This window comes from Pseudoxanthomonas daejeonensis (genome assembly GCF_022637495.1).
In the GTDB taxonomy this organism is placed as follows: Bacteria; Pseudomonadota; Gammaproteobacteria; order Xanthomonadales; family Xanthomonadaceae; genus Pseudoxanthomonas; species Pseudoxanthomonas daejeonensis.
Genome location: NZ_CP093331.1, coordinates 540,634 through 566,453 on the forward strand (window position 1 = coordinate 540,634; position 25,820 = coordinate 566,453).

Sequence of the window (25,820 nt, forward strand, 5' to 3'; positions counted from 1 at the left end):
CCATGGGGCCGGTCAATCCGGTTTCGCAAGCGAGGGGCGAACGGGCCGCCCCTGCGCTATTACCAGCTGGCCTTGCGCAGGCCCGGCACGTCGCCGCGCATGGTGGCTTCGCGCAGCTTGTTACGGCCCAGGCCGAACTTGCTGTACACGCCACGCGGGCGGCCGGACAGCTCGCAGCGGTTGCGCTGGCGGCTCGGCGAGGAGTCGCGCGGCAGCTTCTGCAGCTTGACCACCGCATCGGCCTTCTCGTCGTACGAGGCGGTCGTGCTGGCGATGACGGCCTTCAGGGCGTCACGCTTGGCCGCGTACTTCTTGGCCAGCTTTTCCCGCTTTACGTCGCGGTTGACCATCGAGGTCTTTGCCATGTGTCTAGCCCTTAATTACGGAACGGGAACTTGAACGCCTCGAGCAGCGCCTTGGCTTCTGCGTCGGTCTTGGCGGTCGTGGTGATGGCGATATCCATGCCGCGGATCGCGTCGACGGCGTCGAAGTCGATTTCCGGGAAGATGATCTGTTCCTTCACGCCCATGTTGAAGTTGCCACGGCCGTCGAACGAACGACCCGACACGCCGCGGAAGTCGCGAACGCGCGGCAGCGACACGCTGATCAGACGGTCCAGGAACTCGAACATCTGGTGGCGGCGCAGGGTGACCTTGCAGCCGATCGGCCAGCCGTCGCGGATCTTGAACGACGCCACCGAGACGCGAGACTTGGTCGTCACCGGCTTCTGGCCAGTGATCTTGGCCAGGTCGGCGACGGCGTTCTCAAGCACCTTCTTGTTGGTCGCCGCCTCGCCCACGCCCATGTTCAGCGTGATCTTGACGAGCTTGGGCACTTCCATCGGATTGGTGTAACCGAACTTCTCCATGAGAGCCGGTACAACCTGTTCCTTGTAGATCTTTTCGAGCCGCGTGGTCATTGCTTCATTCCTCAGGCGTCAATCGCCTCACCACTGGAGCGGAACACACGCAATTTGCGTCCATCCTCCAGGACCTTGAACCCGATGCGCTCGCCCTTGCCGGTGGCAGGATTGAGCGGCATCACATTTGAAATGTGGATCGAGGCTTCACGCTCGACCACGCCGCCGGCGACGCCCGCCTGCGGATTCGGCTTGGTGTGCCGCTTGACCAGGTTGATGTTGGAAACGACCACACGGTCGCCATCCACGCGAACAACCTCGCCCTGCTTGCCCTTGTCCTTGCCGGTCGTGACGACCACCTGGTCGCCCTTCTTGATACGGTTTGCCATGTCTGCTTCCTCCGCTCAGAGCACTTCAGGCGCGAGCGAGACGATCTTCATGAACTTCTCGGAACGCAGCTCACGGGTTACCGGTCCGAAGATACGGGTACCGATCGGCTCCTGCTTGTTGTTCAGCAGGACGGCTGCGTTGCCATCGAAGCGGATCAGCGAGCCGTCAGCGCGGCGCACACCCTTGCGAGTACGGACCACGACAGCGTCGTAGACCTCACCCTTCTTGACCTTGCCGCGCGGGATCGCGTCCTTCACGGTCACCTTGATGATGTCACCGATGCCCGCGTAACGGCGCTTGGAACCGCCGAGCACCTTGATGCACATCAGTTCCTTGGCACCGGAGTTGTCGGCGACGTCGAGGTAGCTCTGCATCTGGATCATGATTCAGATCTCCCTTATTCGGCCGCGCGGGTGACGATTTCAACCACGCGCCAGTTCTTGGTCTTGGACAGCGGCGCGATCTCGGTCACGCGCACCACGTCGCCTTCGTTGCAGCTGTTGTCCGCATCGTGGGCGTGGAGCTTGGTCGAGCGCTTGATGTACTTGCCGTACAGCGCGTGCTTGACCTGACGCTCGACCAGAATGGTCACCGTCTTGTCCATCTTGTTGCTGATCACGCGGCCTTCGACCGTGCGCAGCGTCTTGTTTTCGTTGTCGCTCATCGCTGCAATCCCTTACTGGTTGCTGCCGAGCAGGGTCTTCACGCGAGCAATCTCGCGGCGCACCTGGCGGGTTTCGTGGGTCTTGGACTGCTGACCGGTCGCACGCTGCATACGCAGGGAGAACTGCTCCTTGCGCAGGTCCAGAAGGTGGGCCTTCAGCTGGTCGGCAGACTTTTCGCGGAGTTCGTTGATCGTAGCCATTAGCGCACCGTGCGGGTCACGAAGGTGGTGGTGACCGAGAGCTTGGCTGCCGCCAGGCGGAAAGCCTCGCGCGCCTGGTCCTCCGGCACTCCCTCGATTTCATAGATCATGCGGCCGGGCTGGATCTGGGCCACCCAGTACTCGACGTTACCCTTGCCCGAGCCCATGCGGACTTCGATCGGCTTCTGGGTAATCGGCTTGTCCGGGAAGACACGGATCCACATCTTGCCGCCACGCTTGACGTAACGGCTGATGGTGCGGCGCGCTGCCTCGATCTGGCGGGCGGTCAGGCGGCCGAAATCGGTCGCCTTCAGGCCGTACTCGCCGAAGGACACGGCGTTGGCGCTCCAGCTCAGGCCATCGTTACGGCCCTTGAACTGCTTGCGGAACTTGGTTCGCTTGGGTTGCAACATCGCCGTTACCTCGCTTCACGTGCAGGACGGGAGGGGCGTTCGCGATCGCTGCGCTCGGGGCGCGGCGAAGCGTCTTCCTGCTTCTCCTGTCCGACCTGGGAGAAGTCGAAGACCTCGCCCTTGTAGACCCATACCTTGATGCCGATGACACCGTAGGTGGTGTGCGCCTCGGCGAAGCCGTAGTCGATGTCCGCACGCAGGGTGTGCAGCGGGACGCGGCCTTCGCGGTACCACTCCGAACGGGCGATCTCTGCACCGTTGAGGCGGCCGGCGACATTCACCTTGATGCCGAGGGCACCCAGGCGCATCGCATTGCCCACGGCGCGCTTCATCGCACGACGGAACATGATGCGGCGCTCAAGCTGCTGGGCGATCGACTCGGCAACCAGCTGCGCGTCGAGTTCCGGCTTGCGGACCTCGGTCACGTTGATGTGCGCCGGGACGCCCATCATCGCGCTGACTTCCTTGCGCAGCTTCTCGATGTCTTCGCCGCGCTTGCCGATCACCACGCCCGGGCGGGCGGTGTGGATCGTGACGCGCGCAGTCTTGGCCGGACGCTCGATCAGGATCTTGCTGATCCCGGCCTGCGCCAGCTTCTTGCGCAGCATCTCGCGCACCTTCAGGTCGGCCGCCAGGTACTGGGCGTACTCGCCCTTGTCGGCGTACCACTTGGAATTCCAGTCCTTGGCGATGCCAAGGCGGATGCCGATGGGATGAACTTTGTGACCCATATTACTTGCCCTCTCCCACGACGACGGTGATGTGGCTGGTCCGCTTCAGGATGCGGGTGCCGCGACCCTTCGCACGCGCCATGAAGCGCTTCAGCGAGGGACCCTCGTCGACCATGATGGTCTTGACCCTGAGTGCGTCGACGTCGGCACCCTGGTTGTTCTCGGCGTTGGCAATTGCAGACTCGACCACCTTCTTGATGAGGGCGGCGGCCTTCTTGTCCGAGAACTTCAGCAGGTTGACGGCGCGTTCGGCCGGCAGCCCGCGCACCTGGTCGGCGACCAGGCGGGCCTTCTGCGGGGAGATGCGCGCGGTGCGCAGGATGGCTTTCGCTTCCATGGTCATCTCTCCTTACTTCGACTTCTTGTCGCCGCCGTGACCCTTGAAGGTCCGGGTGACAGCGAATTCGCCAAGCTTGTGGCCGACCATGTTCTCGTTGACGAGCACCGGGACATGGTTCTTGCCGTTATGCACAGCGATGGTGAAACCCACCATGTCCGGCAGGATCATGGAACGGCGCGACCAGGTCTTGATCGGCTTCTTGGAGCCGCCCGCAGTCTCCACCTTCTTGACGAGGTGGTGATCGACGAACGGGCCTTTCTTGAGGGAACGTGGCATGGTCGATTAGCCCCTACGATCACGAACAATGAACTGCTGGGTGCGCTTGTTATTGCGCGTCTTGTAACCCTTGGTCGGGACACCCCACGGGGTGACCGGATGCGGGTTGCCCTGGCCGGCCTTCGCCTCGCCACCACCGTGCGGGTGGTCGACGGGGTTCATGGCTGCGCCGCGGACGGTCGGCCTGACGCCGCGCCAGCGCTTGGCGCCAGCCTTGCCCAGCTTCTCGAGGTTGTGCTCGTCGTTGCCGACCTCACCAATGGTGGCGCGGCACTCGGCCGGCACCTTGCGCATCTCGCCGGAACGAAGACGCAGCGTGGCGTAGCCCTGCTCGCGCGCGACCAGCTGCACGGCAGCACCGGCGGCACGCGCGATCTGCGCACCCTTGCCCGGCTTCAGCTCGATGCAGTGGACCGTCGTGCCGACCGGGATATTGCGCAGCGGCAGCGTGTTGCCCGCCTTGATCGGCGCATCGGAACCAGCGATCACCTGGTCGCCGGCCTTCAGGCCCTTCGGCGCGATGATGTAGCGGCGCTCGCCATCGGCGTAGCACAGCAGGGCGATGTGCGCGGTGCGGTTCGGGTCATATTCGATCCGTTCCACGCGCGCGACGATGCCTTCCTTGTTGCGCTTGAAGTCGATCAGGCGATAGTGCTGCTTGTGGCCGCCGCCAACGTGGCGGGTCGTGATGCGGCCGTGGTGGTTGCGACCACCGGACTTGCTCTGCTTCTCGACCAGCGCAGCGTGCGGAGCACCCTTGTGCAGGTCGGGCGTGACCACGCGGACCGCGGAACGGCGACCGGCAGAGGTGGGCTTGAATTTCATCAATGGCATGGGTTTACCCTCAGGCCTTGGCGGACACGTCGATGCTCTGGCCATCGGCCAGGCGCACGTACGCCTTACGCCAGTCGCCGCGGCGACCGGAACGGAAGCGGAAGGACTTGCTCTTGCCCTTCACGTTGACGACGTTGACCGACTCGACCTTCACGTCGAACAGTTGCTCCACGGCGGCCTTGACGTCGGCCTTGGTGGCGTCGCTCGAAACTTCGAACACGTACTGGTTGCTGACTTCCTGCAGGCGCGCGGTCTTTTCGGACACGCGCGGCGCGAGCAGTACGCTGAAAACCTTCTCAATGGTGCTCATGCCAGCCACTCCTCGACCTTCTTGACCGCATCGGCGGTGATCAGCACGGAATCGGCGCCGACCAGGGCCACCGGATCCAGGCCCTGCACATCGCGGACCTGCACGTAAGGCAGGTTGCGCGCCGACAGGAACAGGTTTTCCGAGGCGTCTTCGGTGACGATCAGCGGGCGCTTGCCCAGCTCGAAACCGGCCAGCTTGGTGACCAGCGCGCTGGTCTTGGCTGCATCGAGGTCGAACGAATCGACAACCTTCAGCCGGCCCTGGCGGTTCAGCTCGGAAAGGATCGAGCTGATCGCCGCGCGATACATCTTGCGGTTGACCTTCTGCGCGAAGCTGCGCGGCTTGGCCGCGAAGGTCACGCCGCCGCCGACGAAGATCGGAGCCGTCAGCGCGCCATGACGCGCGCCGCCGCCCTTCTGCTTCTTCGACTTCTTGGTCGTACCGTTGACCTCGGCGCGGGTCTTCTGCGCCTTGGTGCCGGAGCGACCGGCGTTGCGGTATGCAACCACGACCTGGTGGACCAGGTCCTCGCTGAATTCGCGGCCGAACACTTCGTCGGAAACCGACAGCTTGTTGGCGCTACCCGTAATGGTGAGTTCCATCGTGATTCTCCTTACGCCTTGCTCGCCGGGCGCACGACCACGTCGCCACCCGGTGCACCCGGGACGGCGCCGCGAACGGCGATCAGGCCGCGCTCGGCATCGACGCGCACCACTTCGAGATTCTGGGAGCTCTGCACTTCGGCACCCATGTGACCCGACATCTTCTTGCCCGGGAACACGCGACCCGGCGTCTGGCGCTGACCGATGGAGCCCGGCGAGCGGTGCGACAGCGAGTTACCGTGAGTGGCGTCGCCCATGCTGAAGTTGTGGCGCTTGATCGTGCCCTGGAAGCCCTTGCCCTTGGTCACGCCCTGGACGTCGACGATCTGCCCGACTTCGAAGATGTCGGCCTTGATCTCGCCACCGATGGCGAAGTCACCGAGCTTGTCGTCGGCAACGCGGAACTCCCACAGACCGCGACCGGCTTCAACCTTGGCCTTGGCGTAATGACCAGACAGCGGCTTGTTGACCAGGGCGGCGCGGCGCGAGCCGGTCGTCACCTGGACGGCGCTGTAGCCGTCGACTTCGACGGTCTTGATCTGGGTGATGCGATTCGGGGTGGCCTCGATCAACGTCACCGGGATGGAACGACCATCGTCGGTGAACACGCGGCTCATGCCGGCCTTGCGGCCGACCAGACCCAACGAATATTTCTTCGTCATGTCGGCAGTCCTCAGGCGAGCTTGATCTGGACGTCGACGCCAGCCGCGAGTTCGAGCTTCATCAGCGCGTCCACGGTCTTGTCGTTCGGGTCTACGATATCGAGCACGCGCTTGTGCGTGCGGGTCTCGTACTGGTCACGCGCATCCTTGTCGGCGTGCGGGGAGACGAGAATGGTGTAACGCTCGATCTTGGTCGGCAGCGGGATCGGGCCACGCACCTGCGCGCCGGTCCTCTTCGCCGTCTCGACGATCTCGCTGGCCGAACGGTCGATCAGACGATGATCGAACGCCTTGAGCCGAATCCGGATCTTTTGGTCCGCCATGACGGAGTTCCTTCGTTAAAAGAGCGACGGGCGCGGCCTCTGGGATGCCTGCCCCGGTATGGTTCAGTGAGACTTCGGCCGGCCGCTTGGGCGATTCCAGCCAGGGCCCTCGAGCCCCAAAAGCGCGGGCAGACCAGCAAGCCGGTCTGCCCAGACGGAAAAGTATAGAACGCGTAAACATGCGCGTCAACAGCCCTGACGGCTGCCACGCGCGATTCGTCACGCGACCCTTCCCTGTCCGGCGAACACGAGGCACTTCCTGTGCCTCTTTTCGCGTTTATGGCTTCCGCCCACCCAGCGGGCGGAAGCGCAAACTACTGAATTACTTGACGATCTTGGCCACGACGCCGGCGCCGACCGTACGGCCGCCTTCGCGGATCGCGAAGCGCAGGCCTTCGTCCATCGCCACCGGGTTGATCAGCGTGACCACCATCTTCACGTTGTCGCCCGGCATCACCATCTCCACACCCTCCGGCAGCTGAACCGCGCCGGTGATGTCGGTGGTGCGGAAGTAGAACTGCGGACGGTAACCCTTGAAGAACGGGGTGTGGCGGCCGCCCTCGTCCTTCGACAGCACGTACACCTCGGCCTCGAACTCGGTGTGCGGCTTGATCGAACCCGGCTTGCACAGCACCTGGCCGCGCTCCACGTCGTCACGCTTGGTGCCGCGCAGCAGCAGGCCCGCGTTGTCGCCCGCCTGGCCCTGGTCCAGCAGCTTGCGGAACATTTCCACGCCGGTCACGGTGGTCTTCTGGGTCGGGCGGATACCGACGATCTCGATTTCCTCGCCCACCTTGATGATGCCGCGCTCGATACGACCGGTCACCACGGTGCCGCGGCCCGAAATCGAGAACACGTCTTCCACCGGCATCAGGAACGGCTTGTCGACGTCGCGCTCCGGGGTCGGGATCCAGGTGTCCAGCGCATCGACCAGCTTCAGGATCGCCGGCACGCCGATCTCGCTCTGGTCGCCTTCCAGCGCCAGGCGGGCCGAGCCCGAGATGATCGGGGTGTCGTCGCCCGGGAACTCGTACTTGCTCAGCAGCTCGCGGACTTCCATCTCCACCAGCTCCAGCAGCTCGGCGTCGTCCACCATGTCCGCCTTGTTCAGGAAGACCACGATGTACGGCACGCCGACCTGGCGCGACAGCAGGATGTGCTCGCGGGTCTGCGGCATCGGGCCGTCAGCGGCCGAGCACACCAGGATCGCGCCGTCCATCTGCGCGGCACCGGTGATCATGTTCTTCACGTAGTCGGCGTGCCCAGGGCAATCCACGTGCGCGTAATGCCGATTCGCCGATTCGTACTCCACGTGCGCCGTCGAAATCGTGATGCCGCGCGCCTTCTCTTCCGGCGCCGCGTCAATCGCGTCGTAGGCCTTGAACTCGCCGCCAAAACGCTCTGCGCCGATCTTCGTCAGCGCCGCGGTCAGCGTCGTCTTGCCGTGGTCAACGTGACCGATCGTGCCCACGTTCACGTGCGGCTTGGTGCGCTCGAATTTACCCTTGGCCATTGTCTTCTATCCTGTATTTATGCGGTTTTGATCGATCCGGACGAATCCGGATCAGCTCTTCTTGATTACCGTCTCGGCGATGTTGTTCGGCGCTTCTTCGTAATGGTCGAATTCCATCGAGAAGGTGGCGCGGCCCTGGCTCATCGAACGCAGGGTGGTCGCGTAACCGAACATTTCGCCCAGCGGGATCATCGCGTTGATGATCTTGCCCGACGGGCTGTCGTCCTGACCCTGGAGGACGCCGCGGCGGCGGCTCACGTCGCCCATCACGTCACCCAGGTAGTCCTCGGGGCTGACGATCTCGACCTTCATGATCGGCTCGAGCAGCACCGGCTTGGCCTTGGCGAAACCCTGCTTGAACGCCATCGAGGCGGCCAGCTTGAACGCCATTTCCGAGGAGTCGACGTCATGGTACGAACCGAACACCAGCTTGGCCTTCACGCCCACCACCGGGAAGCCCGCGAGCGGACCGCTGGTGATGGTTTCGCGCATGCCCTTCTCCACCGACGGGATGAACTCCTTCGGGATCACGCCGCCACTGATGTCATTGACGAACAGGAAGTCATCCTTGATGTCGGCAGCGTACTTCTCGCGATCGGCAGCGCTGATCGGCGACATCTCGATGACGACGTGGCCGTACTGGCCCTTACCACCGGACTGCTTGGCGTGCTTGTAGTCGGACTTCACGTCGCTCAGGCGAATGGTCTCGCGGTACGCGACCTGCGGCTTGCCGACGTTGGCCTCGACGTTGAACTCGCGCTTCATGCGGTCAACGATGATATCCAGGTGCAGCTCGCCCATGCCCGAGATGATCGTCTGGCCCGACTCTTCGTCGGTCTTGACGCGGAACGACGGGTCTTCCTGGGCCAGGCGGCTCAGTGCGTTGCCCATCTTCTCCTGGTCGGACTTGGTCTTCGGCTCGACCGCCATCGAGATCACCGGCTCCGGGAACGCCATGCGCTCGAGCACGATCGGCGAATCCTGCGAGCACAGGGTGTCGCCGGTGGTGACGTCCTTCAGGCCCACGGCGGCGGCGATGTCGCCTGCCAGCACTTCCTTGATCTCTTCACGATTGTTGGAGTGCATCTGCAGCAGGCGGCCGATGCGCTCCTTCTTGTTCTTGACCGAGTTCAGAACGGCGTCGCCGGCATTCAGCGTGCCCGAATAGACGCGGAAGAAGGTCAACGAACCGACGAACGGATCGGTCATGATCTTGAACGCGAGCGCCGAGAAGGGTGCCTTGTCGCTGGATTCGCGGGTCAGCTCCTTGGTCTCGTCGTCCACGTCCTGGCCCTTCACCGCCGGCACATCGACAGGCGACGGCAGCAGGTTGATGACGCCGTCGAGCATGGCCTGCACGCCCTTGTTCTTGAACGCCGAGCCGCAGAACATCGGCACGATCTCGACATTAAGCGTGCGCGAACGCAGGCCGTTGACGATCTCTTCCTCGGTGAGGTCGCCCCCTTCCAGGTACTTGTTCATCAGCTCTTCGCTGGCTTCGGCAGCCGACTCGACCATGAACGCGCGCTCCTCCGCGGCCTGAGCCTTGAGCTCTTCCGGGATTTCGCGGTACTCGAAGCTCAGGCCCTGGGAAGCCGTATCCCAATGGATCGCCTTCATCTTGAGCAGGTCGACCACGCCCTCGAAACCGTCTTCGGCGCCGATCGGCACCTGCATCGGCACCGGCACCGCGCCCAGGCGGGCCTTCAGCTGGTCACGGACCTTGTAGAAGTTGGCACCGGTGCGGTCCATCTTGTTGACGAACGCAATGCGCGGCACGTGGTACTTGTTGGCCTGGCGCCACACCGTCTCCGACTGCGGCTGCACGCCGCCCACGGCGCACAACACGAACACCGCGCCATCGAGCACGCGCAGCGAACGCTCGACTTCGATCGTGAAGTCGACGTGCCCGGGGGTATCGATGATGTTGAAGCGGTGCTCCGGCAGGGACTTGTCCATGCCCTTCCAGAACGCGGTCGTGGCGGCGGACTGGATCGTGATGCCACGTTCCTGCTCCTGCTCCATCCAATCCATGGTCGCGGCGCCATCGTGCACTTCACCGATCTTGTGGCTCTTGCCGGTGTAGAACAGGATGCGCTCGGACGTGGTGGTCTTGCCGGCATCGATGTGGGCCATGATGCCGAAGTTGCGGTAACGCTCGATGGGAGTGGTGCGGGCCACGGGAGCCTCTCGTTTGCTTTTGGCTTTTGGATGACGGAGCGGCGCGGTGCGCCGGCTTCCGAAAGACAGAGGCGCGGAACATGTCCGCGCCGCCTGAACTGGTGGGGACGGGCCCGCTCAGGGGCCCGGCCGCATTACCAGCGGTAGTGCGCGAAGGCCTTGTTGGCCTCGGCCATGCGGTGCGTCTCTTCACGCTTCTTGATCGCGCCGCCACGGTTCTCCGAGGCATCGACCAGCTCGGCGGCCAGCTTGCGGGCCATCGAGTTCTCGCCGCGCTTGCGGGCGGAATCGATCAGCCAACGCATGGCCAGGGCCAGACGACGGGACGTACGCACTTCCACCGGAACCTGGTAGGTGGCGCCGCCGACGCGACGGGACTTCACCTCGACTGCCGGGGAAACGTTGTCCAGCGCCTTCTGTACCAGCTCGACGGCGTTGGGGTTCTTCTCGCCGATCACGTCCATCGCGTCATACACGATGTTCTCGGCGATCGACTTCTTGCCGCTCTTCATCACCATATTGATGAAGCGGGCGATGGTCTCGCTCCCGTGCTTCGGATCGGGAAGGACGGCGCGCTGGGGGGTGGAACCTTTACGGGACATGTCGTGCTTCCTCGATTAGCTCTTCGGGCGCTTGGCGCCGTACTTGGAACGGCCCTGGCGGCGCTTGGTGACGCCAGCAGCGTCGAGCGAACCACGAACGGTGTGGTAGCGCACGCCCGGAAGATCCTTGACGCGGCCGCCGCGGATCAGCACAACGGAGTGCTCCTGCAGGTTGTGGCCTTCGCCGCCGATGTACGAGATGACCTCGTAGCCGTTGGTCAGGCGCACCTTGGCGACCTTGCGCAGGGCCGAGTTCGGCTTCTTCGGGGTGGTGGTGTATACACGGGTGCAAACACCACGGCGCTGCGGGCACTTCTCGAGTGCCGGCGAGGCGCTCTTGTAGGTCTCCGCCTTCCGCGGCTTGCGGACAAGCTGGTTGATCGTTGCCATCTGTAAGGTTCTTCTGCTTGGGGCCCGCGCTGGAGCCGGGGCCGGTACGTGAAAACGACGGCAGGCCGAAGGACGGCCTGCCGAGACAGGAGAGTATAGCGGTCGGCCAGAAACTGCGTCAACCGACCCCCATCCCTGGTGTCAAGTCCCGGGCAGCGCAAGGCCGGCCCGAGACGGTCTGGCGGGGATCCTTCCCCACCAGGAGCCGGGCCTTCCGGCCCGGCCAACCTTTCTACTTACTCGCTGGCACCCTCGTCGGCGACCACCTCGGCCGGCGATTCGGCGACCGGCTCGTTCCCGCCGGTGAGCGCACTCATCTCAGCGTCAGTGAGACCGGTCGAGGAACGCCGACGCTTGCTGTGATACGCCAGGCCGGTACCGGCCGGGATCAGGCGACCGACGATCACGTTTTCCTTCAGGCCGCGCAGGCTGTCGCGGGTACCGCGAACGGCAGCCTCGGTCAGCACGCGCGTGGTCTCCTGGAAGGAGGCCGCGGAGATGAACGATTCGGTCGCCAGCGACGCCTTGGTGATGCCCAGCAGGACCGGATCGATCCTGGCCGGCAGCTCCTTGCGGGCCAGCAGGCGGGCGTTCTCCTCGATGACGCGCTGGCGCTCGACCTGCTCGCCATTGAGGAACTTCGAATCGCCCTGGTCGGCGATCTCGACCTTGCGCAGCATCTGGCGGGTGATGACCTCGATGTGCTTGTCGTTGATCTTCACGCCCTGCAGGCGGTAGACGTCCTGGATTTCCTTGACCAGGTACGCAGCCAGCGGCTCGATACCCAGCAGGCGCAGGATGTCCTGCGGGCTCGGCTCGCCGTCCACCACGGTCTCGCCCTTGGTCACGTGCTCGCCTTCGAACACGATGATCTGGCGGTACTTCGGGATCAGCTCCTCGTGCTCGCCACCCTCGTTGTCACGGATGATCAGGCGCTGCTTGCCCTTGGTGTCCTTGCCGAAGCTGACCACGCCCGAACGCTCGGCCAGGATCGCCGGATCCTTCGGCTTGCGCGCCTCGAACAAGTCGGCCACGCGCGGCAGACCACCGGTGATGTCGCGGGTCTTGGACGCTTCCTGCGGGATCTTGGCGACCACGTCGCCCACGCCGACCGCGGCGCCATCCTGCAGGTTCACCAGCGAACGCGGCGGCAGCAGGTACTGGGCCGGCAGGTCGGTGTTCGGGAGGGTCAGGTCCTTGCCGTCCTTGTCGACGATGCGGACCAGCGGACGCAGGTCCTTGCCCATCGAGCCGCGACGCTTGGGATCGGTGATCTCGCGCGACGCCAGGCCGGTGAGTTCGTCGGTCTTCTCGATGACGGTGACGCCGTCGACGAAGTCGATGAAGCGCATGAAACCGGCCACTTCCGACACGATCGGGTGGTTATGCGGGTCCCAGTTCGCGACCGACTGACCCGCCTTCACCGCAGCCAGATCCTTGACGGTGATGGTCGAACCGTAAGGCAGCTTGTAGCGCTCACGCTCGCGGCCGTGCGGGTCGAGGACCGAGATTTCGCCCGAGCGCGACACGGCAACCAGGTTGCCGTTGCTGTGTTCGACCGACTTGAGGTTGTTGAACTTCACCGAACCGGTCGTCTTGACCGTGATGCTGTCCACCGCCGCCGCACGCGAGGCCGCACCACCGATGTGGAACGTACGCATGGTCAGCTGGGTGCCCGGCTCGCCGATCGACTGGGCGGCGATGACGCCGACCGCTTCGCCGATGTTGACGATGTGGCCACGGGCCAGGTCGCGGCCGTAGCACTGCGCGCACACGCCGAACGCCGATTCGCAGGTGATGGTGGAACGCACCTTGATCGACTGGACGCCGGCATCTTCGAGCTTCTGCACCCACGCTTCGTCGAGCAGGGCATTGCGGGTGACGATCGGATCCTCGTCGTTGCCCGGCAGGAACACGTCCTCGACCACGACACGACCCAGCACGCGGTCGCGCAGCGGCTCGACCACGTCGCCGCCTTCCACGATCGGGGTCATGGTCAGGCCGTGCGAGGTGCCGCAGTCGACCTCGGTGATGACCACGTCCTGGGCCACGTCGACCAGGCGACGGGTCAGGTAACCGGAGTTCGCGGTCTTCAGCGCGGTATCGGCCAGGCCCTTACGGGCACCGTGGGTGGAGTTGAAGTACTCCTGCACGTTCAGGCCTTCGCGGAAGTTGGCCTTGATGGGCGTCTCGATGATCGAGCCGTCCGGACGCGCCATCAGGCCGCGCATACCGGCCAGCTGGCGGATCTGCGCCTGCGAACCACGCGCGCCGGAGTCGGCCATGATGTACAGGGAGTTCATCGACTTCTGGGCGATTTCCTCGCCCTTCGCGTTGACCACCTTGTCGGTGCCGATCGTGTCCATCATCGCCTTGGCGATGCGCTCGTTGGTGCGCGACCAGATGTCGACCACCTTGTTGTAGCGTTCGCCGGCGGTGACCAGGCCGCTCTGGTATTGCTCCTGGATCTCCAGCACCTCGGCCTCGGCCTCGGTCAGGATGCCCTTCTTCTCGTCCGGGATCAGCATGTCGTCGATGCCGATCGACACGCCGGCGCGGGTCGCGAAGGCGAAGCCGGTGTACATCAGCTGGTCGGCGAACACCACGGTGTCCTTCAGGCCCAGCTGGCGGTAGCACGAGTTGATCAGGCGGCTGATGTTCTTCTTGGTCAGCTCGGTGTTGGCCAGCGCGAACGGCAGGCCCTCCGGCAGGATCTCGGCCAGCAGCGCGCGACCGACCGTGGTGTCCACGATCGAGGTCGACTTCTGCTTGTTGCCGGCCTCGTCGGTCACTACCTCGACGATGCGGACCTTGACCTTGGCATGCAGCTCCACCACGCGGTTGTCGTAGGCGCGCTTGACCTCGGCCACGTTCGCGAACGCCATGCCCTCGCCCTTCTTGTTCTCGAGGGCGCGGGTCATGTAGTACAGGCCGAGCACGACGTCCTGCGACGGCACGATGATCGGCTCGCCGTTGGCGGGCGACAGGATGTTGTTGGTCGACATCATCAGCGCGCGCGCTTCCAGCTGGGCCTCGAGGCTCAGCGGGACGTGCACGGCCATCTGGTCACCGTCGAAGTCGGCGTTGAACGCGGTGCAGACCAGCGGGTGCAGCTGGATGGCCTTGCCCTCGATCAGCACCGGCTCGAACGCCTGGATGCCCAGGCGGTGCAGGGTCGGCGCACGGTTCAGCAGGACCGGATGCTCGCGGATCACCTCTTCCAGGATGTCCCAGACCTCGGCTTCTTCACGCTCGACCAGCTTCTTGGCGGCCTTGATCGTGGTGGCCAGGCCGCGACGCTGCAACTTTGCGAACACGAACGGCTTGAACAGTTCCAGCGCCATCTTCTTCGGCAGGCCGCACTGGTGCAGGCGCAGGTACGGACCGACCACGATGACCGAACGGCCCGAGTAGTCCACGCGCTTGCCCAGCAGGTTCTGGCGGAAGCGACCCTGCTTGCCCTTGATCATGTCGGCCAGCGACTTGAGCGGGCGCTTGTTGGTGCCGGTGATGGCGCGGCCGCGGCGGCCGTTGTCCATCAGCGCATCGACCGACTCCTGCAGCATGCGCTTCTCGTTGCGCACGATGATGTCGGGCGCATTGAGTTCAAGCAGGCGGCGCAGGCGGTTGTTGCGGTTGATGACGCGGCGGTACAGGTCGTTGAGGTCGGAGGTCGCGAAGCGGCCACCGTCCAGCGGGACCAGCGGACGCAGGTCCGGCGGCAGCACCGGCAGCACGGTCATGACCATCCACTCCGGGCGGTTGCCGGAGTCGATGAACGCCTCGACCAGCTTGATCCGCTTGGTCAGGCGCTTGAGCTTGGTCTCCGAACCGGTCGCCGCGATTTCCTCGCGCAGGCGGGCCATCTCGGCCTGCAGGTCGATCGTGCGCAGCAGCTCGTAGATCGCCTCGGCGCCCATCGCGGCGTCGAAGTCGTCACCGTGCTCCTGGCGCGCGGTCAGGAACTGCTCTTCGGTCAGCAGCTGGCGGCGGTCGAGCGGGGTCAGGCCCGGCTCGGTGACCACGTAGGCTTCGAAGTACAGGATGCGCTCGATGTCACGCAGGGTCATGTCCAGCATCAGGCCGATGCGCGACGGCAGCGACTTGAGGAACCAGATGTGCGCGACCGGCGAGGCCAGGTCGATGTGGCCCATGCGCTCGCGGCGCACCTTGGCCAGGGTCACTTCCGTGCCGCACTTCTCGCAGACCACGCCACGGTGCTTCATGCGCTTGTACTTGCCGCACAGGCACTCGTAGTCCTTGATCGGGCCGAAGATGGCGGCGCAGAACAGGCCGTCGCGCTCGGGCTTGAAGGTACGGTAGTTGATCGTCTCGGGCTTCTTCACCTCGCCGAACGACCACGAACGGATCAGGTCGGGCGAGGCCAGCGCGATCTTGATCGCGTCGAAGTCCAGCGTCTGGCGCTGCTGGTTGAAGAGATTGAGCAGGTCTTTCATTTCTTGTCTCCGTCAGGAGTGAAGGCAGTCGATGGGCGGTTCGGTAGGGAGCGCGGCATGCGCGTGCATGCCGCGCGGCGCGCCTTACTCGTCCTCCAACTCCATGTTGATGGCCAGCGAGCGGATTTCCTTCACCAGGACGTTGAAGGATTCCGGCATGCCGGCGACCATCTCGTGGTTGCCGTCGACGATGTTCTTGTACATCTGGTTGCGGCCCTGCACGTCGTCGGACTTCACCGTCAGCATCTCCTGCAGGGTGTAGGCCGCGCCGTAGGCTTCCAGCGCCCAGACTTCCATTTCACCGAAGCGCTGGCCACCGAACTGCGCCTTGCCGCCCAGCGGCTGCTGGGTAACGAGCGAGTACGGACCGGTCGAACGCGCGTGCATCTTGTCGTCGACCAGGTGGTTCAGCTTCAGGTAGTGCATGTAGCCGACGGTCACCGGACGCTCGAACGCTTCGCCGGTGCGGCCGTCGTGCAGCACGGTCTGGCCGCTGCTCGGCAGCTCAGCCAGCTCGAGCATGCGCTTGATCTCCGCCTCGCTCGCGCCGTCGAACACCGGGGTTGCCATCGGCACGCCGACGGTCAGGTTCTTGGCCATGCCCAGCAGCTCTTCATCGCTGAACTGCGACAGGTCCACGCGCTCGCCGACCGCGGTACGGTCGTGGTTGTAGATGTCCTCGAGGAACTTGCGCAGGTCCTTGACCGCGGTCTGGGCCTCGAGCATCCGCTGGATCTTGCGACCCAGGCCCTTGGCTGCCCAGCCCAGGTGCACTTCCAGGATCTGGCCGATGTTCATACGCGACGGCACGCCCAGCGGGTTGAGCACGATGTCCACCGACTCGCCGCTGGCCATGTACGGCATGTCCTCGACCGGAACCACGTTCGAGACGACGCCCTTGTTGCCGTGGCGGCCGGCCATCTTGTCGCCTGGCTGGATGCGGCGCTTCACGGCCAGGAACACCTTGACCATCTTCAGCACGCCCGGTGCGAGGTCGTCGCCCTGGGTGATCTTGCCGCGCTTGTCGTCGAAGCGGCGCTCGAACTCCTTCTCGTGCGCGGCGATCTGCTTCTGCGCGCGCTCGATGGCTTCCGAAGCGTCCTCGTCCTTCATCCGCAGCAGGAACCAGTCGGCCTTCTTCAGGCCGTCCAGGTACGCGTCGTTGAGGGTGTCGCCCTTCTTCAGGCCCGGGCCGCCGTTGGCGACCTTGCCCACGATCTGCGAGCGCAGGCGCGCGTAGATCGCCGCTTCCAGGATGCGGAACTGGTCGTCGAAGTCCTTCTTGACGCGCTTGATCTCGCTCTCTTCGATCTGCTTTGCGCGCTTGTCCTTCTCGATGCCGTCGCGGGTGAAGACCTGCACGTCGATGACGGTGCCGTCCATGCCCGGCGGCACGCGCAGCGAGCTGTCCTTAACGTCGGACGCCTTCTCGCCGAAGATCGCACGCAGCAGCTTCTCCTCCGGGGTCAGCTGGCTTTCGCCCTTCGGCGTGACCTTGCCGACCAGGATGTCGCCGGCACGCACTTCGGCGCCGATGTACACCACGCCGGACTCGTCCAGGCGGTTGAGCGCCTGCTCGGACACGTTCGGGATGTCGGCGGTGATCTCCTCCGGACCCAGCTTGGTGTCGCGGGCCGCGCAGGTCAGCTCTTCGATGTGGATCGTGGTGTAGCGGTCTTCCTGGACCACGCGCTCCGACAGCAGGATCGAGTCCTCGAAGTTGTAGCCGTTCCACGGCATGAACGCGATCAGCATGTTCTGGCCCAGGGCCAGCTCGCCGATGTCGGTCGACGGACCGTCGGCCAGCACGTCGCCTCGCGCGATCACGTCGCCCACGTGCACCAGCGGGGTCTGGTTGATGCAGGTGTTCTGGTTCGAACGGGTGTACTTGGTCAGGGTGTAGATGTCCACGCCGGCATCGTGCTCGCCGGAGATTTCCACCTCGTTGACCTTGACCACGATGCGGCCCGCATCGACCTGCTCGATGACGCCGCCACGACGCGCGTTCACGGTCACGCCCGAGTCGCGCGCCACGGCGCGCTCGATGCCGGTACCGACCAGCGGAGTCTGCGAACGCAGCGTCGGCACGGCCTGGCGCTGCATGTTGGCGCCCATCAGCGCGCGGTTGGCGTCATCGTGCTCCAGGAACGGCACCAGCGCCGCGGCGACCGACACGGTCTGCATCGGCGAGACGTCCATGTAATGGATCTCGGCCGGCGGCTTGAGCAGCGATTCGCCCTGGTAACGGCACGGCACGAACAGCTCGGTCAGCTTGCCGGAGGCGTCATGCGCGGCATTGACCTGGGCGATGACGTACTCGTTCTCCTCGATCGCCGACAGGTAGTCGACCTCGTCGGTGAAGCGGCCGTCCACGACCTTGCGGTACGGCGTTTCCAGGAAGCCGTACTGGTTGGTGCGGGCGAACACCGCCAGCGAGTTGATCAGGCCGATGTTCGGGCCTTCCGGGGTTTCGATGGTGCAGACGCGGCCGTAATGGGTCGGGTGCACGTCGCGCACTTCGAAGCCGGCGCGCTCGCGGGTCAGGCCGCCCGGGCCCAGCGCCGAGACGCGGCGCTTGTGGGTGACTTCCGACAGCGGGTTGTTCTGGTCCATGAACTGCGACAGCTGCGAGGAGCCGAAGAACTCCTTGATCGCGGCGGCCACCGGCTTGGCGTTGATCAGTTCCTGCGGGGTCAGGCCCTCGGACTCGGCCATCGACAGGCGCTCCTTCACCGCGCGCTCGACGCGGACCAGGCCGACGCGGAACACGTTCTCGGCCATCTCGCCGACCGAACGCACGCGACGGTTGCCCAGGTGGTCGATGTCGTCCACTACGCCACGACCGTTGCGGATCTCGGTCAGCACGTTCAGCACGTCGAGGATGTCGGAGGTCTTGCCCTGGGCGGCGACCAGCCGTTTGGACTCCTCGTCATTGCGCTGCGAGAAGTACTGGTGGTCGAACAGCACGGCCTCGCCCGTGGTCTCCTTGCGACCCACGCGACGGTTGAACTTCATCCGGCCCACGCCCGAAAGGTCGTAGCGCTCGAAGGTGAAGAACAGGTTGTGGAACAGGTTCTGCGCGGCTTCCTTGGTCGGCGGCTCGCCCGGACGCATCATCCGGTAGATCTCGACCAGCGCCTCGAGCTGGGTACGGCTCGGGTCGATGCGCAGGGTGTTGGACAGGTACGGGCCGCGATCCAGGTCGTTGACCCACAGCGTGCCCACGCTGGCCACGCCGGCCTTGCGGAAGGCGGCCAGCTGCTCTTCGTTGATCTCGTCGTTGGCGCTCGCCAGCAGTTCGCCAGTGTTCGCATCGACCACGTCATGGGCCAGGATGCGGGTGAGCAGGTACTCGTCCGGCACGGCCAGTGCGGTAACCCCCGCCTGCTCGAGCTGACGCACGTGGCGCGCGGTGATGCGCTTGCCGGCCTCGACGATGACCTTCTCGCCATCGGCCAGGTCGAAGTTCAGCGTCTCGCCGCGCAGGCGCTCGGGCACCAGCTCCAGCTGCACGCCTTCGCTCGGGTCGATGTGGAAGGTGTTGATCTCGAAGAACGCACGCAGCATTTCTTCGTTGTTGTAGCCCAGTGCGCGCAGCAGGATCGTCACCGGCAGCTTGCGGCGGCGGTCGATACGGGTGTACAGCGCGTCCTTCGGGTCGAACTCGAAGTCCAGCCAGGAGCCGCGGTAGGGAATGATGCGGGCGCTGTACAGCAGCTTGCCCGAGCTGTGGGTCTTGCCGCGGTCGTGGTCGAAGAACACGCCCGGCGAGCGGTGCAGCTGCGAGACGATGACCCGCTCGGTGCCGTTCACGATGAACGTGCCGTGCTCGGTCATCAGCGGGATCTCGCCGAGGTAGACCTCCTGCTCCTTGACGTACTTGATCGCCTTGGTCGAGGACTCGCGGTCGTAGATCACCAGGCGCACGGTCACGCGCAGCGGGGCGCCGTAGGACAGGCCACGGTTGCGGCACTCGCGCTCGTCGAACACGGGCTCGCCGAGCTTGTAGCCCACGTACTCCAGCGCGGCGTTCCCGCTATAGCTGGTGATCGGGAACACCGACTTCAGGGCGGCATGCAGGCCCTGGTCGCGGCGCTTGGCCGAATCGGTGTCGGCCTGCAGGAAGTCCCGGTAGGAATCGACCTGGATGGCGAGCAGGAACGGCACCTCGAGGATCGAGCGCTGCTTGCCGAAATCCTTGCGGATGCGCTTCTTCTCGGTGAACGAGTACGTCGTCATTGGATGTACCACCTTTGGCAGTGCGGGCCGCGCGTGGCGCGGACCGGGGGAACGTGAAGCTGTCAGTCGGTAGTCGCTGGTATTGCCGGCACCAGCACGCCATCTATCGCTACTTCCGACTACCAGCTCCGCATGTGCGTGAGACTGGGTTTTCGCCCTGCTGCGGCCGCCGGGAGCGCAGGGCTCCGGAACGACCAAAGGCCGGGGGCTTTCGCCCCCAGCCTTGGCGCATCACCGAGCGTTCCGGCGATGCAAGGTGCCGCTTACTTGAGCTCGACGGTGGCGCCGGCGGCTTCAAGGTCCTTCTTGTACTTGGCGGCGTCGTCCTTGGACACGCCTTCCTTGACGTCCTTCGGAGCGCCTTCGACCAGGTCCTTGGCTTCCTTCAGGCCCAGGCCGGTGATGGCGCGGACGGCCTTGATGACTTCGACCTTCTTCTCGCCGGCGGCCTTCAGCACGACGGTGAACTCGGTCTGCTCTTCGACGGCGGCAGCGGCAACCGGGCCGGCGGCCACGGCGACCGGGGCGGCGGCGGAGACGCCGAACTTCTCTTCGATGGCCTTGACCAGCTCCATCACTTCCATCAGGGTCTTGCCGGCGATGGCTTCGACGATCTGCTCGTTGGAAAGGGACATTGTGATTACCTTCTGAATGTTTTCTGGAAAGGGATTTCGGAAATCGTCGACGCGACTCAGGCCGTTTCGGCCGGGGCCTCGGTGGACGCAGCCTCTTCAGCCGGCGCGGCTTCGCCACCACCCTGCTGCTCGGCGACGGCCTTGACCGCGCGGGCGAACATGGTGGCCGGCTCGGCCAGCGCACGGGCGACCATGGCCAGGGCCTGGTCGAGCGTCGGCAGCGAAGCCAGGACCTCGACATGGCTGGCCGGGTACAGCTGGCCGCCTACGGCGACCACCTTCGGCTGCAGCTTGTCGTTGCCCTTGGCGAACTCCTTGATCAGGCGACCGGCGGCGCCGGGCTCCTCGGTCGAGAACGCATAAAGCAGCGGACCGACGAGCGCATCCTTGGCGCACTCGTATTCCGTGCCTTCGACGGCGCGCGCGGCCAGCGTGTTCTTGACTACTTTCAAGTACACGCCGTTCTCGCGGGCCTTCTTGCGCATCGCGGTCATCTGGGCGACCGTGGTGCCTGCGTACTCGGCGGCGATCAGGGAGTGCGCCTTGGCGGCGACGTCGGCCAGTTCGGCGACGACTTCCTTCTTCTGGGACAGATTGAGAGCCATAACACTCCTCCGTATGAACTCCGCTCGCGGCTCCTGCCACTTGCGGTCCTGGGCGGCGCCCTTCCGTGCGCGCCGGGGATGCCTCGGGCATCCCGGTGCTGGCCTTTCTGATCCGCACGCCCGAATGGTCGGTCGTGCCGGGAAAACTTCCAGAAGGGCGGCACCATCTACGCAGGCTCAGGCCCTGTCGGACCTTCGATTAAGCGACCCCGCTGCATCGACGGCGAATCCATGCCGTTCTCGAGCTTCCCTGCCCGTCGCCGATGTGCGCCGACCGCACCTGCGGTCTTTGACGGCTGTCGCCACGCCGGAGCGCGACGACTGCCCTCAAAATTCCCGCCTCGCCTTGCATGCGGCGAAGCGGGTTTAAACGATTACTTAAGGGTCAGCGACGCCTGGTCGACGGTCACGCCCGGGCCCATGGTCGAGCTCAGCGAGACCTTCTGCAGGTAGTTGCCCTTGGAGGTCGCCGGCTTGGCCTTGATCAGGTCCAGCAGCAGCGCCTGCAGGTTCGACTTCAGCGCTTCATCGCTGAACTCGGCCTTGCCGATCGTGGCGTGGATGATGCCGGCCTTGTCGGTGCGGTAGCGGACCTGGCCCGACTTGGCGTTCTTCACTGCCTCGGCCGGGTTCGGCGAAACGGTACCGACCTTCGGGTTCGGCATCAGGCCGCGCGGGCCGAGCACCTGGCCGAGCTTGCCGACCACGCGCATTGCGTCCGGGGTAGCGATGACCACGTCGTAGTTCAGGTCGCCAGCCAGCATCTTCTCGGCCAGGTCGTCCATGCCCACGGCCTCGGCGCCGGCGGCCAGCGCCTCGTCGGCCTTGGCGCCGGCGGGGGCGAACACGGCCACGCGCACGCTCTTGCCGGTACCGGCCGGCAGCACGGTCGAGCCGCGCACCTGCTGGTCGGACTTCTTGGCGTCAACGCCAAGGCGGACCGAAACGTCCACGGCCTCGACGAACTTGGCCTTGGTGAAACCCTTGATGATCTTCAGCGCCTCATCGATGGAGTAGGCCTTGCCGGGCTCCACTGCCGCCTTGATCGCCTTCTGTCGCTTGTTCAGTGCCATGTTCTCAGCCCTCCACCACAAGACCCATCGAACGGGCGGAGCCCGCGATGGTGCGCACAGCTGCGTCCAGGTCGGCCGCGGTCAGGTCGGCTTCCTTCGCCTTGGCGATGTCCTCGAGCTGCTTGCGGGTGACCTTGCCCACCTTGTCGGTGTTCGGGCGCTTGGAGCCGGAGGTGACACCGGCAGCCTTCTTGAGCAGCACGGTGGCCGGGGTGCTCTTGGTGATGAAGGTGAAGGTGCGGTCCGAGTAGGCCGTGATGATGACCGGAGTCGGCAGACCCGGCTCGAGCTTGGAGGTCGCTGCGTTGAACGCCTTGCAGAACTCCATGATGTTCAGGCCGCGCTGACCCAGCGCAGGACCGACCGGCGGCGAGGGGTTGGCCTGGCCGGCCTTCACCTGCAGCTTGATGTAACCGACTACTTTCTTTGCCATTTCAATGCTCTCCGGGTGCTAGCGCCTGCATGGCAGGCTCCCCATCGTTCCGGGAAAATCACGCGTCCCGGCATCGCGTTTGTTCTTGAAAACCCGTTCGCGACAAAGGCCGCCAGGTCGGCGGCCATTGCGGATGTCCGGCTAACCCGGACAGGGAGCCGCGCAGTATAGCAGGACAACGGGGCCCCGTGGGACCCGACCGGGGCCGGTCGTCAGGCCTTCTCGACCTGGCCGAACTCCAGCTCCACCGGGGTGGACCGGCCGAAGATCAGGACCGCGACGCGGACCCTGCTCTTCTCGTAATTGACTTCCTCGACCACGCCATTGAAGTCGTTGAACGGCCCGTCGGTGACCCGGACCATCTGGCCCGGCTCGAACAGCACCTTCGGACGCGGCTTCTCCACGCCTTCCTGAACGCGCTGCAGGATCGCATCGGCCTCGTCGTCGCGGATCGGCAGCGGACGATCGGCGGTGCCGCCGATGAAGCCCATGACCTTGGAGGTCTCCTTGATCAGGTGCCAGCTCTCGCTGTCGATGCGCGGAATGCCACCCTCGTCGTGGGTCTCGATCTGGACCAGCACGTATCCCGGGAAGAACTTGCGCTCGGAGCGGCGCTTCTGCCCGGCGCGCATCTCGATCACTTCCTCGGTCGGCACCAGGACGTCGCCAAAGCGATCCTCCATGCCGTTGCGCACGATGCGGTCGCGCAGCGCCTGGGCGACGCTCTTCTCGAAGCCGGAATAGGCGTGTACCACGTACCAACGCTTCACTGCGACATTCTCCTCAACGGCCCAGGAACCACTGGATCGCTTTCTGTACGACGAAATCGAACCCGGCCAGGAGCAGGCTCACGATCACCACCACCGCGACCACGACCCAGGCCATGCGGGTAGTCTCCTGGCGCGTCGGCCAGACCACCTTGCGCAGCTCGAATCGCGCCTCGGACAGGAATTCACGCGCCTCCCGGCCCTTGGTGCTGGCCAGAAAAACAACCGTGCCGGCTACCAGGCCGACCACAACGGCCAATCCGCGCAGCTGCGGCGCCCACGAACCCAGCTGGGCCGCGCGCTCGGGCGCGGAGAACCAGAACCAGACGAACAGGCCGCCGATGACAAGCAGTGCGGCGATGGCGTACTTGACGATGTCCCCGCCGGAAGCGGTCTGTGCCGGGTTGATCTTGCTGTTCAAGTCGCTGTCGCTCTTCTTAACCGTTGCGGCCCTGTCGGACCAGCCTTGCGAGGGGTGCCGGGAAAGTGGCACGCCAGGAGGGACTCGAACCCCCAACCTGCGGTTTTGGAGACCGCTGCTCTGCCAATTGAGCTACTGGCGTACGTTTTAAACCCGGGCTTCCCTGAGACGGCGAAGGCGGACCGAAGTTCCGGCCCGCCCTTCGCGCTTTCCGGCGAACCCGTCGCCGGGATCCGCAGGGGCTTACTTGACGATCTTGGCCACGACGCCGGCGCCGACCGTACGGCCGCCTTCGCGGATCGCGAAGCGCAGGCCTTCGTCCATCGCCACCGGGTTGATCAGCGTGACCACCATCTTCACGTTGTCGCCCGGCATCACCATCTCCACACCCTCCGGCAGCTGAACCGCGCCGGTGATGTCGGTGGTGCGGAAGTAGAACTGCGGACGGTAACCCTTGAAGAACGGGGTGTGGCGGCCGCCCTCGTCCTTCGACAGCACGTACACCTCGGCCTCGAACTCGGTGTGCGGCTTGATCGAACCCGGCTTGCACAGCACCTGGCCGCGCTCCACGTCGTCACGCTTGGTGCCGCGCAGCAGCAGGCCCGCGTTGTCGCCCGCCTGGCCCTGGTCCAGCAGCTTGCGGAACATTTCCACGCCGGTCACGGTGGTCTTCTGGGTCGGGCGGATACCGACGATCTCGATTTCCTCGCCCACCTTGATGATGCCGCGCTCGATACGACCGGTCACCACGGTGCCGCGGCCCGAAATCGAGAACACGTCTTCCACCGGCATCAGGAACGGCTTGTCGACGTCGCGCTCCGGGGTCGGGATCCAGGTGTCCAGCGCATCGACCAGCTTCAGGATCGCCGGCACGCCGATCTCGCTCTGGTCGCCTTCCAGCGCCAGGCGGGCCGAGCCCGAGATGATCGGGGTGTCGTCGCCCGGGAACTCGTACTTGCTCAGCAGCTCGCGGACTTCCATCTCCACCAGCTCCAGCAGCTCGGCGTCGTCCACCATGTCCGCCTTGTTCAGGAAGACCACGATGTACGGCACGCCGACCTGGCGCGACAGCAGGATGTGCTCGCGGGTCTGCGGCATCGGGCCGTCAGCGGCCGAGCACACCAGGATCGCGCCGTCCATCTGCGCGGCACCGGTGATCATGTTCTTCACGTAGTCGGCGTGCCCAGGGCAATCCACGTGCGCGTAATGCCGATTCGCCGATTCGTACTCCACGTGCGCCGTCGAAATCGTGATGCCGCGCGCCTTCTCTTCCGGCGCCGCGTCAATCGCGTCGTAGGCCTTGAACTCGCCGCCAAAACGCTCTGCGCCGATCTTCGTCAGCGCCGCGGTCAGCGTCGTCTTGCCGTGGTCAACGTGACCGATCGTGCCCACGTTCACGTGCGGCTTGGTGCGCTCGAATTTACCCTTGGCCATGGCTGCCTATCTCGCTGACGGTTGTAGATGGGGTGCTGCTGGTTTGTCGAAAGCCTGGCCCTGGGGCCAGACCCGGTGCGGACGGATCCGCGAATATGGTGCTCACGAAAGGAATCGAACCTTCGACCTCCTCCTTACCAAGGAGGTGCTCTACCGACTGAGCTACGTGAGCGGATGGAACGCTTGGAACCTGTTTCTCGGAACAACTGGGTGGCGCAATGGAGCGGGAGACGGGAATCGAACCCGCACCATCAGCTTGGAAGGCTGAGGTTCTACCATTGAACTACTCCCGCGAGGGGAACCACACCCGGCCTACCGCTCCGGGCCTTGCCTCGATGTTCCGTACCGCACTTCTAAAACTGGTGGAGGGAGGTGGATTCGAACCACCGAAGGCGTAAGCCAGCAGATTTACAGTCTGCCCCCGTTGGCCGCTTGGGTATCCCTCCGGGATCTGCCACCGCGACC

At 64.8% G+C, this 25,820-nt stretch carries 28 protein-coding genes and 4 tRNA genes; all 32 read right to left on the reverse strand.

The window, feature by feature from the left end; translation table 11 throughout:
- Positions 1–59 precede the first annotated feature (59 nt).
- The 32 genes from rpsN to MNQ95_RS02675 all read right to left on the reverse strand — a co-directional run bounded on the left by rpsN (position 60) and on the right by MNQ95_RS02675 (position 25,801).
- Positions 60–365, reverse strand: a complete 306-nt coding sequence (gene rpsN, locus MNQ95_RS02520) for a 30S ribosomal protein S14 (protein ID WP_162410768.1) — start codon at positions 363–365, stop codon at positions 60–62.
- An 11-nt stretch (positions 366–376) separates the two neighbouring features.
- Complete coding sequence (rplE, locus tag MNQ95_RS02525) at positions 377–919, reverse strand: 50S ribosomal protein L5 (protein ID WP_162410767.1); 543 nt, start codon at positions 917–919, stop codon at positions 377–379.
- Positions 920–930: 11 nt separating this feature from the next.
- A complete protein-coding gene (gene rplX / locus MNQ95_RS02530) occupies positions 931–1,248 on the reverse strand; it encodes a 50S ribosomal protein L24 (protein WP_162410766.1) in 318 nt (105 codons plus the stop codon).
- 15 nt (positions 1,249–1,263) lie between these two features.
- Positions 1,264–1,632 carry a 50S ribosomal protein L14 gene (gene rplN / locus MNQ95_RS02535; RefSeq protein WP_052630536.1) on the reverse strand — a complete coding sequence of 123 codons (369 nt, stop codon included), beginning with the start codon at positions 1,630–1,632 and terminating at the stop codon, positions 1,264–1,266.
- Between the two features lie 14 nt (positions 1,633–1,646).
- Positions 1,647–1,913 (reverse strand): 30S ribosomal protein S17, encoded by a 267-nt coding sequence (gene rpsQ / locus MNQ95_RS02540; protein WP_162410765.1) that lies wholly within the window; start codon positions 1,911–1,913, stop codon positions 1,647–1,649.
- A gap of 12 nt (positions 1,914–1,925) precedes the next feature.
- Positions 1,926–2,114, reverse strand: coding sequence for a 50S ribosomal protein L29 (rpmC, locus tag MNQ95_RS02545; RefSeq protein ID WP_162410764.1), 189 nt, complete (start codon positions 2,112–2,114; stop codon positions 1,926–1,928).
- A complete protein-coding gene (gene rplP / locus MNQ95_RS02550) occupies positions 2,114–2,527 on the reverse strand; it encodes a 50S ribosomal protein L16 (RefSeq protein WP_162410763.1) in 414 nt (137 codons plus the stop codon). Before rplP ends, rpmC begins: the two co-directional genes overlap by 1 nt.
- A 5-nt stretch (positions 2,528–2,532) precedes the next feature.
- Positions 2,533–3,258, reverse strand: a complete 726-nt coding sequence (gene rpsC / locus MNQ95_RS02555) for a 30S ribosomal protein S3 (protein ID WP_162410762.1) — start codon at positions 3,256–3,258, stop codon at positions 2,533–2,535.
- Position 3,259: 1 nt separating this feature from the next.
- A complete protein-coding gene (gene rplV, locus MNQ95_RS02560; protein WP_162410761.1) occupies positions 3,260–3,595 on the reverse strand; it encodes a 50S ribosomal protein L22 in 336 nt (111 codons plus the stop codon).
- Positions 3,596–3,607: 12 nt separating this feature from the next.
- Positions 3,608–3,874, reverse strand: a complete 267-nt coding sequence (rpsS, locus tag MNQ95_RS02565) for a 30S ribosomal protein S19 (protein ID WP_162410760.1) — start codon at positions 3,872–3,874, stop codon at positions 3,608–3,610.
- Positions 3,875–3,880: 6 nt separating this feature from the next.
- Positions 3,881–4,708 (reverse strand): 50S ribosomal protein L2, encoded by an 828-nt coding sequence (gene rplB, locus MNQ95_RS02570; protein WP_162410759.1) that lies wholly within the window; start codon positions 4,706–4,708, stop codon positions 3,881–3,883.
- 10 nt (positions 4,709–4,718) lie between these two features.
- A complete protein-coding gene (gene rplW / locus MNQ95_RS02575; protein ID WP_162410758.1) occupies positions 4,719–5,018 on the reverse strand; it encodes a 50S ribosomal protein L23 in 300 nt (99 codons plus the stop codon).
- Entirely contained in the window at positions 5,015–5,620 is a 606-nt protein-coding gene (rplD, locus tag MNQ95_RS02580; RefSeq protein WP_162410757.1) for a 50S ribosomal protein L4, read from the reverse strand. The genes rplW and rplD overlap by 4 nt, the downstream gene beginning before the upstream one ends.
- 11 nt (positions 5,621–5,631) lie before the next feature.
- The gene (gene rplC / locus MNQ95_RS02585; RefSeq protein WP_162410756.1) at positions 5,632–6,282 is read right to left on the reverse strand and encodes a 50S ribosomal protein L3; all 651 of its coding nucleotides are present in this window, start codon (positions 6,280–6,282) and stop codon (positions 5,632–5,634) included.
- A gap of 11 nt (positions 6,283–6,293) precedes the next feature.
- A complete protein-coding gene (rpsJ, locus tag MNQ95_RS02590; RefSeq protein ID WP_013535997.1) occupies positions 6,294–6,605 on the reverse strand; it encodes a 30S ribosomal protein S10 in 312 nt (103 codons plus the stop codon).
- Positions 6,606–6,927: 322 nt separating this feature from the next.
- A complete protein-coding gene (tuf, locus tag MNQ95_RS02595) occupies positions 6,928–8,118 on the reverse strand; it encodes an elongation factor Tu (protein WP_162410744.1) in 1,191 nt (396 codons plus the stop codon).
- Positions 8,119–8,169: 51 nt separating this feature from the next.
- On the reverse strand, positions 8,170–10,299 hold the full coding sequence (gene fusA / locus MNQ95_RS02600) for an elongation factor G (protein ID WP_162410755.1): 2,130 nt from the start codon (positions 10,297–10,299) through the stop codon (positions 8,170–8,172).
- 134 nt (positions 10,300–10,433) lie between these two features.
- A complete protein-coding gene (rpsG, locus tag MNQ95_RS02605) occupies positions 10,434–10,901 on the reverse strand; it encodes a 30S ribosomal protein S7 (RefSeq protein ID WP_162410754.1) in 468 nt (155 codons plus the stop codon).
- A 15-nt stretch (positions 10,902–10,916) separates the two neighbouring features.
- The gene (gene rpsL / locus MNQ95_RS02610; protein ID WP_162410753.1) at positions 10,917–11,291 is read right to left on the reverse strand and encodes a 30S ribosomal protein S12; all 375 of its coding nucleotides are present in this window, start codon (positions 11,289–11,291) and stop codon (positions 10,917–10,919) included.
- A 236-nt stretch (positions 11,292–11,527) separates the two neighbouring features.
- Positions 11,528–15,748: a DNA-directed RNA polymerase subunit beta' gene (rpoC, locus tag MNQ95_RS02615; protein WP_241953713.1), complete on the reverse strand. Its 4,221-nt coding sequence runs from the start codon at positions 15,746–15,748 to the stop codon at positions 11,528–11,530.
- A gap of 84 nt (positions 15,749–15,832) precedes the next feature.
- On the reverse strand, positions 15,833–19,987 hold the full coding sequence (rpoB, locus tag MNQ95_RS02620) for a DNA-directed RNA polymerase subunit beta (protein ID WP_241953714.1): 4,155 nt from the start codon (positions 19,985–19,987) through the stop codon (positions 15,833–15,835).
- Positions 19,988–20,250: 263 nt separating this feature from the next.
- Entirely contained in the window at positions 20,251–20,622 is a 372-nt protein-coding gene (gene rplL / locus MNQ95_RS02625; RefSeq protein ID WP_241953715.1) for a 50S ribosomal protein L7/L12, read from the reverse strand.
- 56 nt (positions 20,623–20,678) lie between these two features.
- Positions 20,679–21,227: a 50S ribosomal protein L10 gene (gene rplJ / locus MNQ95_RS02630; protein ID WP_241953716.1), complete on the reverse strand. Its 549-nt coding sequence runs from the start codon at positions 21,225–21,227 to the stop codon at positions 20,679–20,681.
- 374 nt (positions 21,228–21,601) lie between these two features.
- Positions 21,602–22,300 carry a 50S ribosomal protein L1 gene (rplA, locus tag MNQ95_RS02635; RefSeq protein ID WP_162410748.1) on the reverse strand — a complete coding sequence of 233 codons (699 nt, stop codon included), beginning with the start codon at positions 22,298–22,300 and terminating at the stop codon, positions 21,602–21,604.
- A 4-nt stretch (positions 22,301–22,304) separates the two neighbouring features.
- Positions 22,305–22,733, reverse strand: coding sequence for a 50S ribosomal protein L11 (rplK, locus tag MNQ95_RS02640; protein ID WP_162410747.1), 429 nt, complete (start codon positions 22,731–22,733; stop codon positions 22,305–22,307).
- Positions 22,734–22,945: 212 nt separating this feature from the next.
- Entirely contained in the window at positions 22,946–23,503 is a 558-nt protein-coding gene (gene nusG, locus MNQ95_RS02645; RefSeq protein WP_162410746.1) for a transcription termination/antitermination protein NusG, read from the reverse strand.
- Positions 23,504–23,516: 13 nt separating this feature from the next.
- Entirely contained in the window at positions 23,517–23,921 is a 405-nt protein-coding gene (secE, locus tag MNQ95_RS02650) for a preprotein translocase subunit SecE (protein WP_162410745.1), read from the reverse strand.
- A gap of 66 nt (positions 23,922–23,987) precedes the next feature.
- A tRNA-Trp gene (locus MNQ95_RS02655) sits at positions 23,988–24,063 on the reverse strand.
- 101 nt (positions 24,064–24,164) lie between these two features.
- A complete protein-coding gene (gene tuf / locus MNQ95_RS02660) occupies positions 24,165–25,355 on the reverse strand; it encodes an elongation factor Tu (protein WP_162410744.1) in 1,191 nt (396 codons plus the stop codon).
- A 96-nt stretch (positions 25,356–25,451) separates the two neighbouring features.
- Positions 25,452–25,527 (reverse strand) — tRNA-Thr (locus MNQ95_RS02665).
- A gap of 47 nt (positions 25,528–25,574) precedes the next feature.
- Positions 25,575–25,648, reverse strand: a tRNA-Gly gene (locus tag MNQ95_RS02670).
- A gap of 67 nt (positions 25,649–25,715) precedes the next feature.
- Positions 25,716–25,801 (reverse strand) — tRNA-Tyr (locus MNQ95_RS02675).
- Between the last annotated feature and the right edge of the window lie 19 nt (positions 25,802–25,820).

Excerpts from the sequence above, each read along its gene's own strand:
- rpsN (WP_162410768.1), bottom strand. The coding sequence starts at position 365 with ATGGCAAAGACCTCGATGGTCAACCGCGACGTAAAGCGGGAAAAGCTG.
- rplE (WP_162410767.1), bottom strand. The coding sequence starts at position 919 with ATGACCACGCGGCTCGAAAAGATCTACAAGGAACAGGTTGTACCGGCT.
- rplX (WP_162410766.1), bottom strand. The coding sequence starts at position 1,248 with ATGGCAAACCGTATCAAGAAGGGCGACCAGGTGGTCGTCACGACCGGC.
- rplN (WP_052630536.1), bottom strand. The coding sequence starts at position 1,632 with ATGATCCAGATGCAGAGCTACCTCGACGTCGCCGACAACTCCGGTGCC.
- rpsQ (WP_162410765.1), bottom strand. The coding sequence starts at position 1,913 with ATGAGCGACAACGAAAACAAGACGCTGCGCACGGTCGAAGGCCGCGTG.
- rpmC (WP_162410764.1), bottom strand. The coding sequence starts at position 2,114 with ATGGCTACGATCAACGAACTCCGCGAAAAGTCTGCCGACCAGCTGAAG.
- rplP (WP_162410763.1), bottom strand. The coding sequence starts at position 2,527 with ATGTTGCAACCCAAGCGAACCAAGTTCCGCAAGCAGTTCAAGGGCCGT.
- rpsC (WP_162410762.1), bottom strand. The coding sequence starts at position 3,258 with ATGGGTCACAAAGTTCATCCCATCGGCATCCGCCTTGGCATCGCCAAG.
- rplV (WP_162410761.1), bottom strand. The coding sequence starts at position 3,595 with ATGGAAGCGAAAGCCATCCTGCGCACCGCGCGCATCTCCCCGCAGAAG.
- rpsS (WP_162410760.1), bottom strand. The coding sequence starts at position 3,874 with ATGCCACGTTCCCTCAAGAAAGGCCCGTTCGTCGATCACCACCTCGTC.
- rplB (WP_162410759.1), bottom strand. The coding sequence starts at position 4,708 with ATGCCATTGATGAAATTCAAGCCCACCTCTGCCGGTCGCCGTTCCGCG.
- rplW (WP_162410758.1), bottom strand. The coding sequence starts at position 5,018 with ATGAGCACCATTGAGAAGGTTTTCAGCGTACTGCTCGCGCCGCGCGTG.
- rplD (WP_162410757.1), bottom strand. The coding sequence starts at position 5,620 with ATGGAACTCACCATTACGGGTAGCGCCAACAAGCTGTCGGTTTCCGAC.
- rplC (WP_162410756.1), bottom strand. The coding sequence starts at position 6,282 with ATGACGAAGAAATATTCGTTGGGTCTGGTCGGCCGCAAGGCCGGCATG.
- rpsJ (WP_013535997.1), bottom strand. The coding sequence starts at position 6,605 with ATGGCGGACCAAAAGATCCGGATTCGGCTCAAGGCGTTCGATCATCGT.
- tuf (WP_162410744.1), bottom strand. The coding sequence starts at position 8,118 with ATGGCCAAGGGTAAATTCGAGCGCACCAAGCCGCACGTGAACGTGGGC.
- rpsG (WP_162410754.1), bottom strand. The coding sequence starts at position 10,901 with ATGTCCCGTAAAGGTTCCACCCCCCAGCGCGCCGTCCTTCCCGATCCG.
- rpsL (WP_162410753.1), bottom strand. The coding sequence starts at position 11,291 with ATGGCAACGATCAACCAGCTTGTCCGCAAGCCGCGGAAGGCGGAGACC.
- rpoC (WP_241953713.1), bottom strand. The coding sequence starts at position 15,748 with ATGAAAGACCTGCTCAATCTCTTCAACCAGCAGCGCCAGACGCTGGAC.
- rpoB (WP_241953714.1), bottom strand. The coding sequence starts at position 19,987 with ATGACGACGTACTCGTTCACCGAGAAGAAGCGCATCCGCAAGGATTTC.
- rplL (WP_241953715.1), bottom strand. The coding sequence starts at position 20,622 with ATGTCCCTTTCCAACGAGCAGATCGTCGAAGCCATCGCCGGCAAGACC.
- rplJ (WP_241953716.1), bottom strand. The coding sequence starts at position 21,227 with ATGGCTCTCAATCTGTCCCAGAAGAAGGAAGTCGTCGCCGAACTGGCC.
- rplA (WP_162410748.1), bottom strand. The coding sequence starts at position 22,300 with ATGGCACTGAACAAGCGACAGAAGGCGATCAAGGCGGCAGTGGAGCCC.
- rplK (WP_162410747.1), bottom strand. The coding sequence starts at position 22,733 with ATGGCAAAGAAAGTAGTCGGTTACATCAAGCTGCAGGTGAAGGCCGGC.
- tuf (WP_162410744.1), bottom strand. The coding sequence starts at position 25,355 with ATGGCCAAGGGTAAATTCGAGCGCACCAAGCCGCACGTGAACGTGGGC.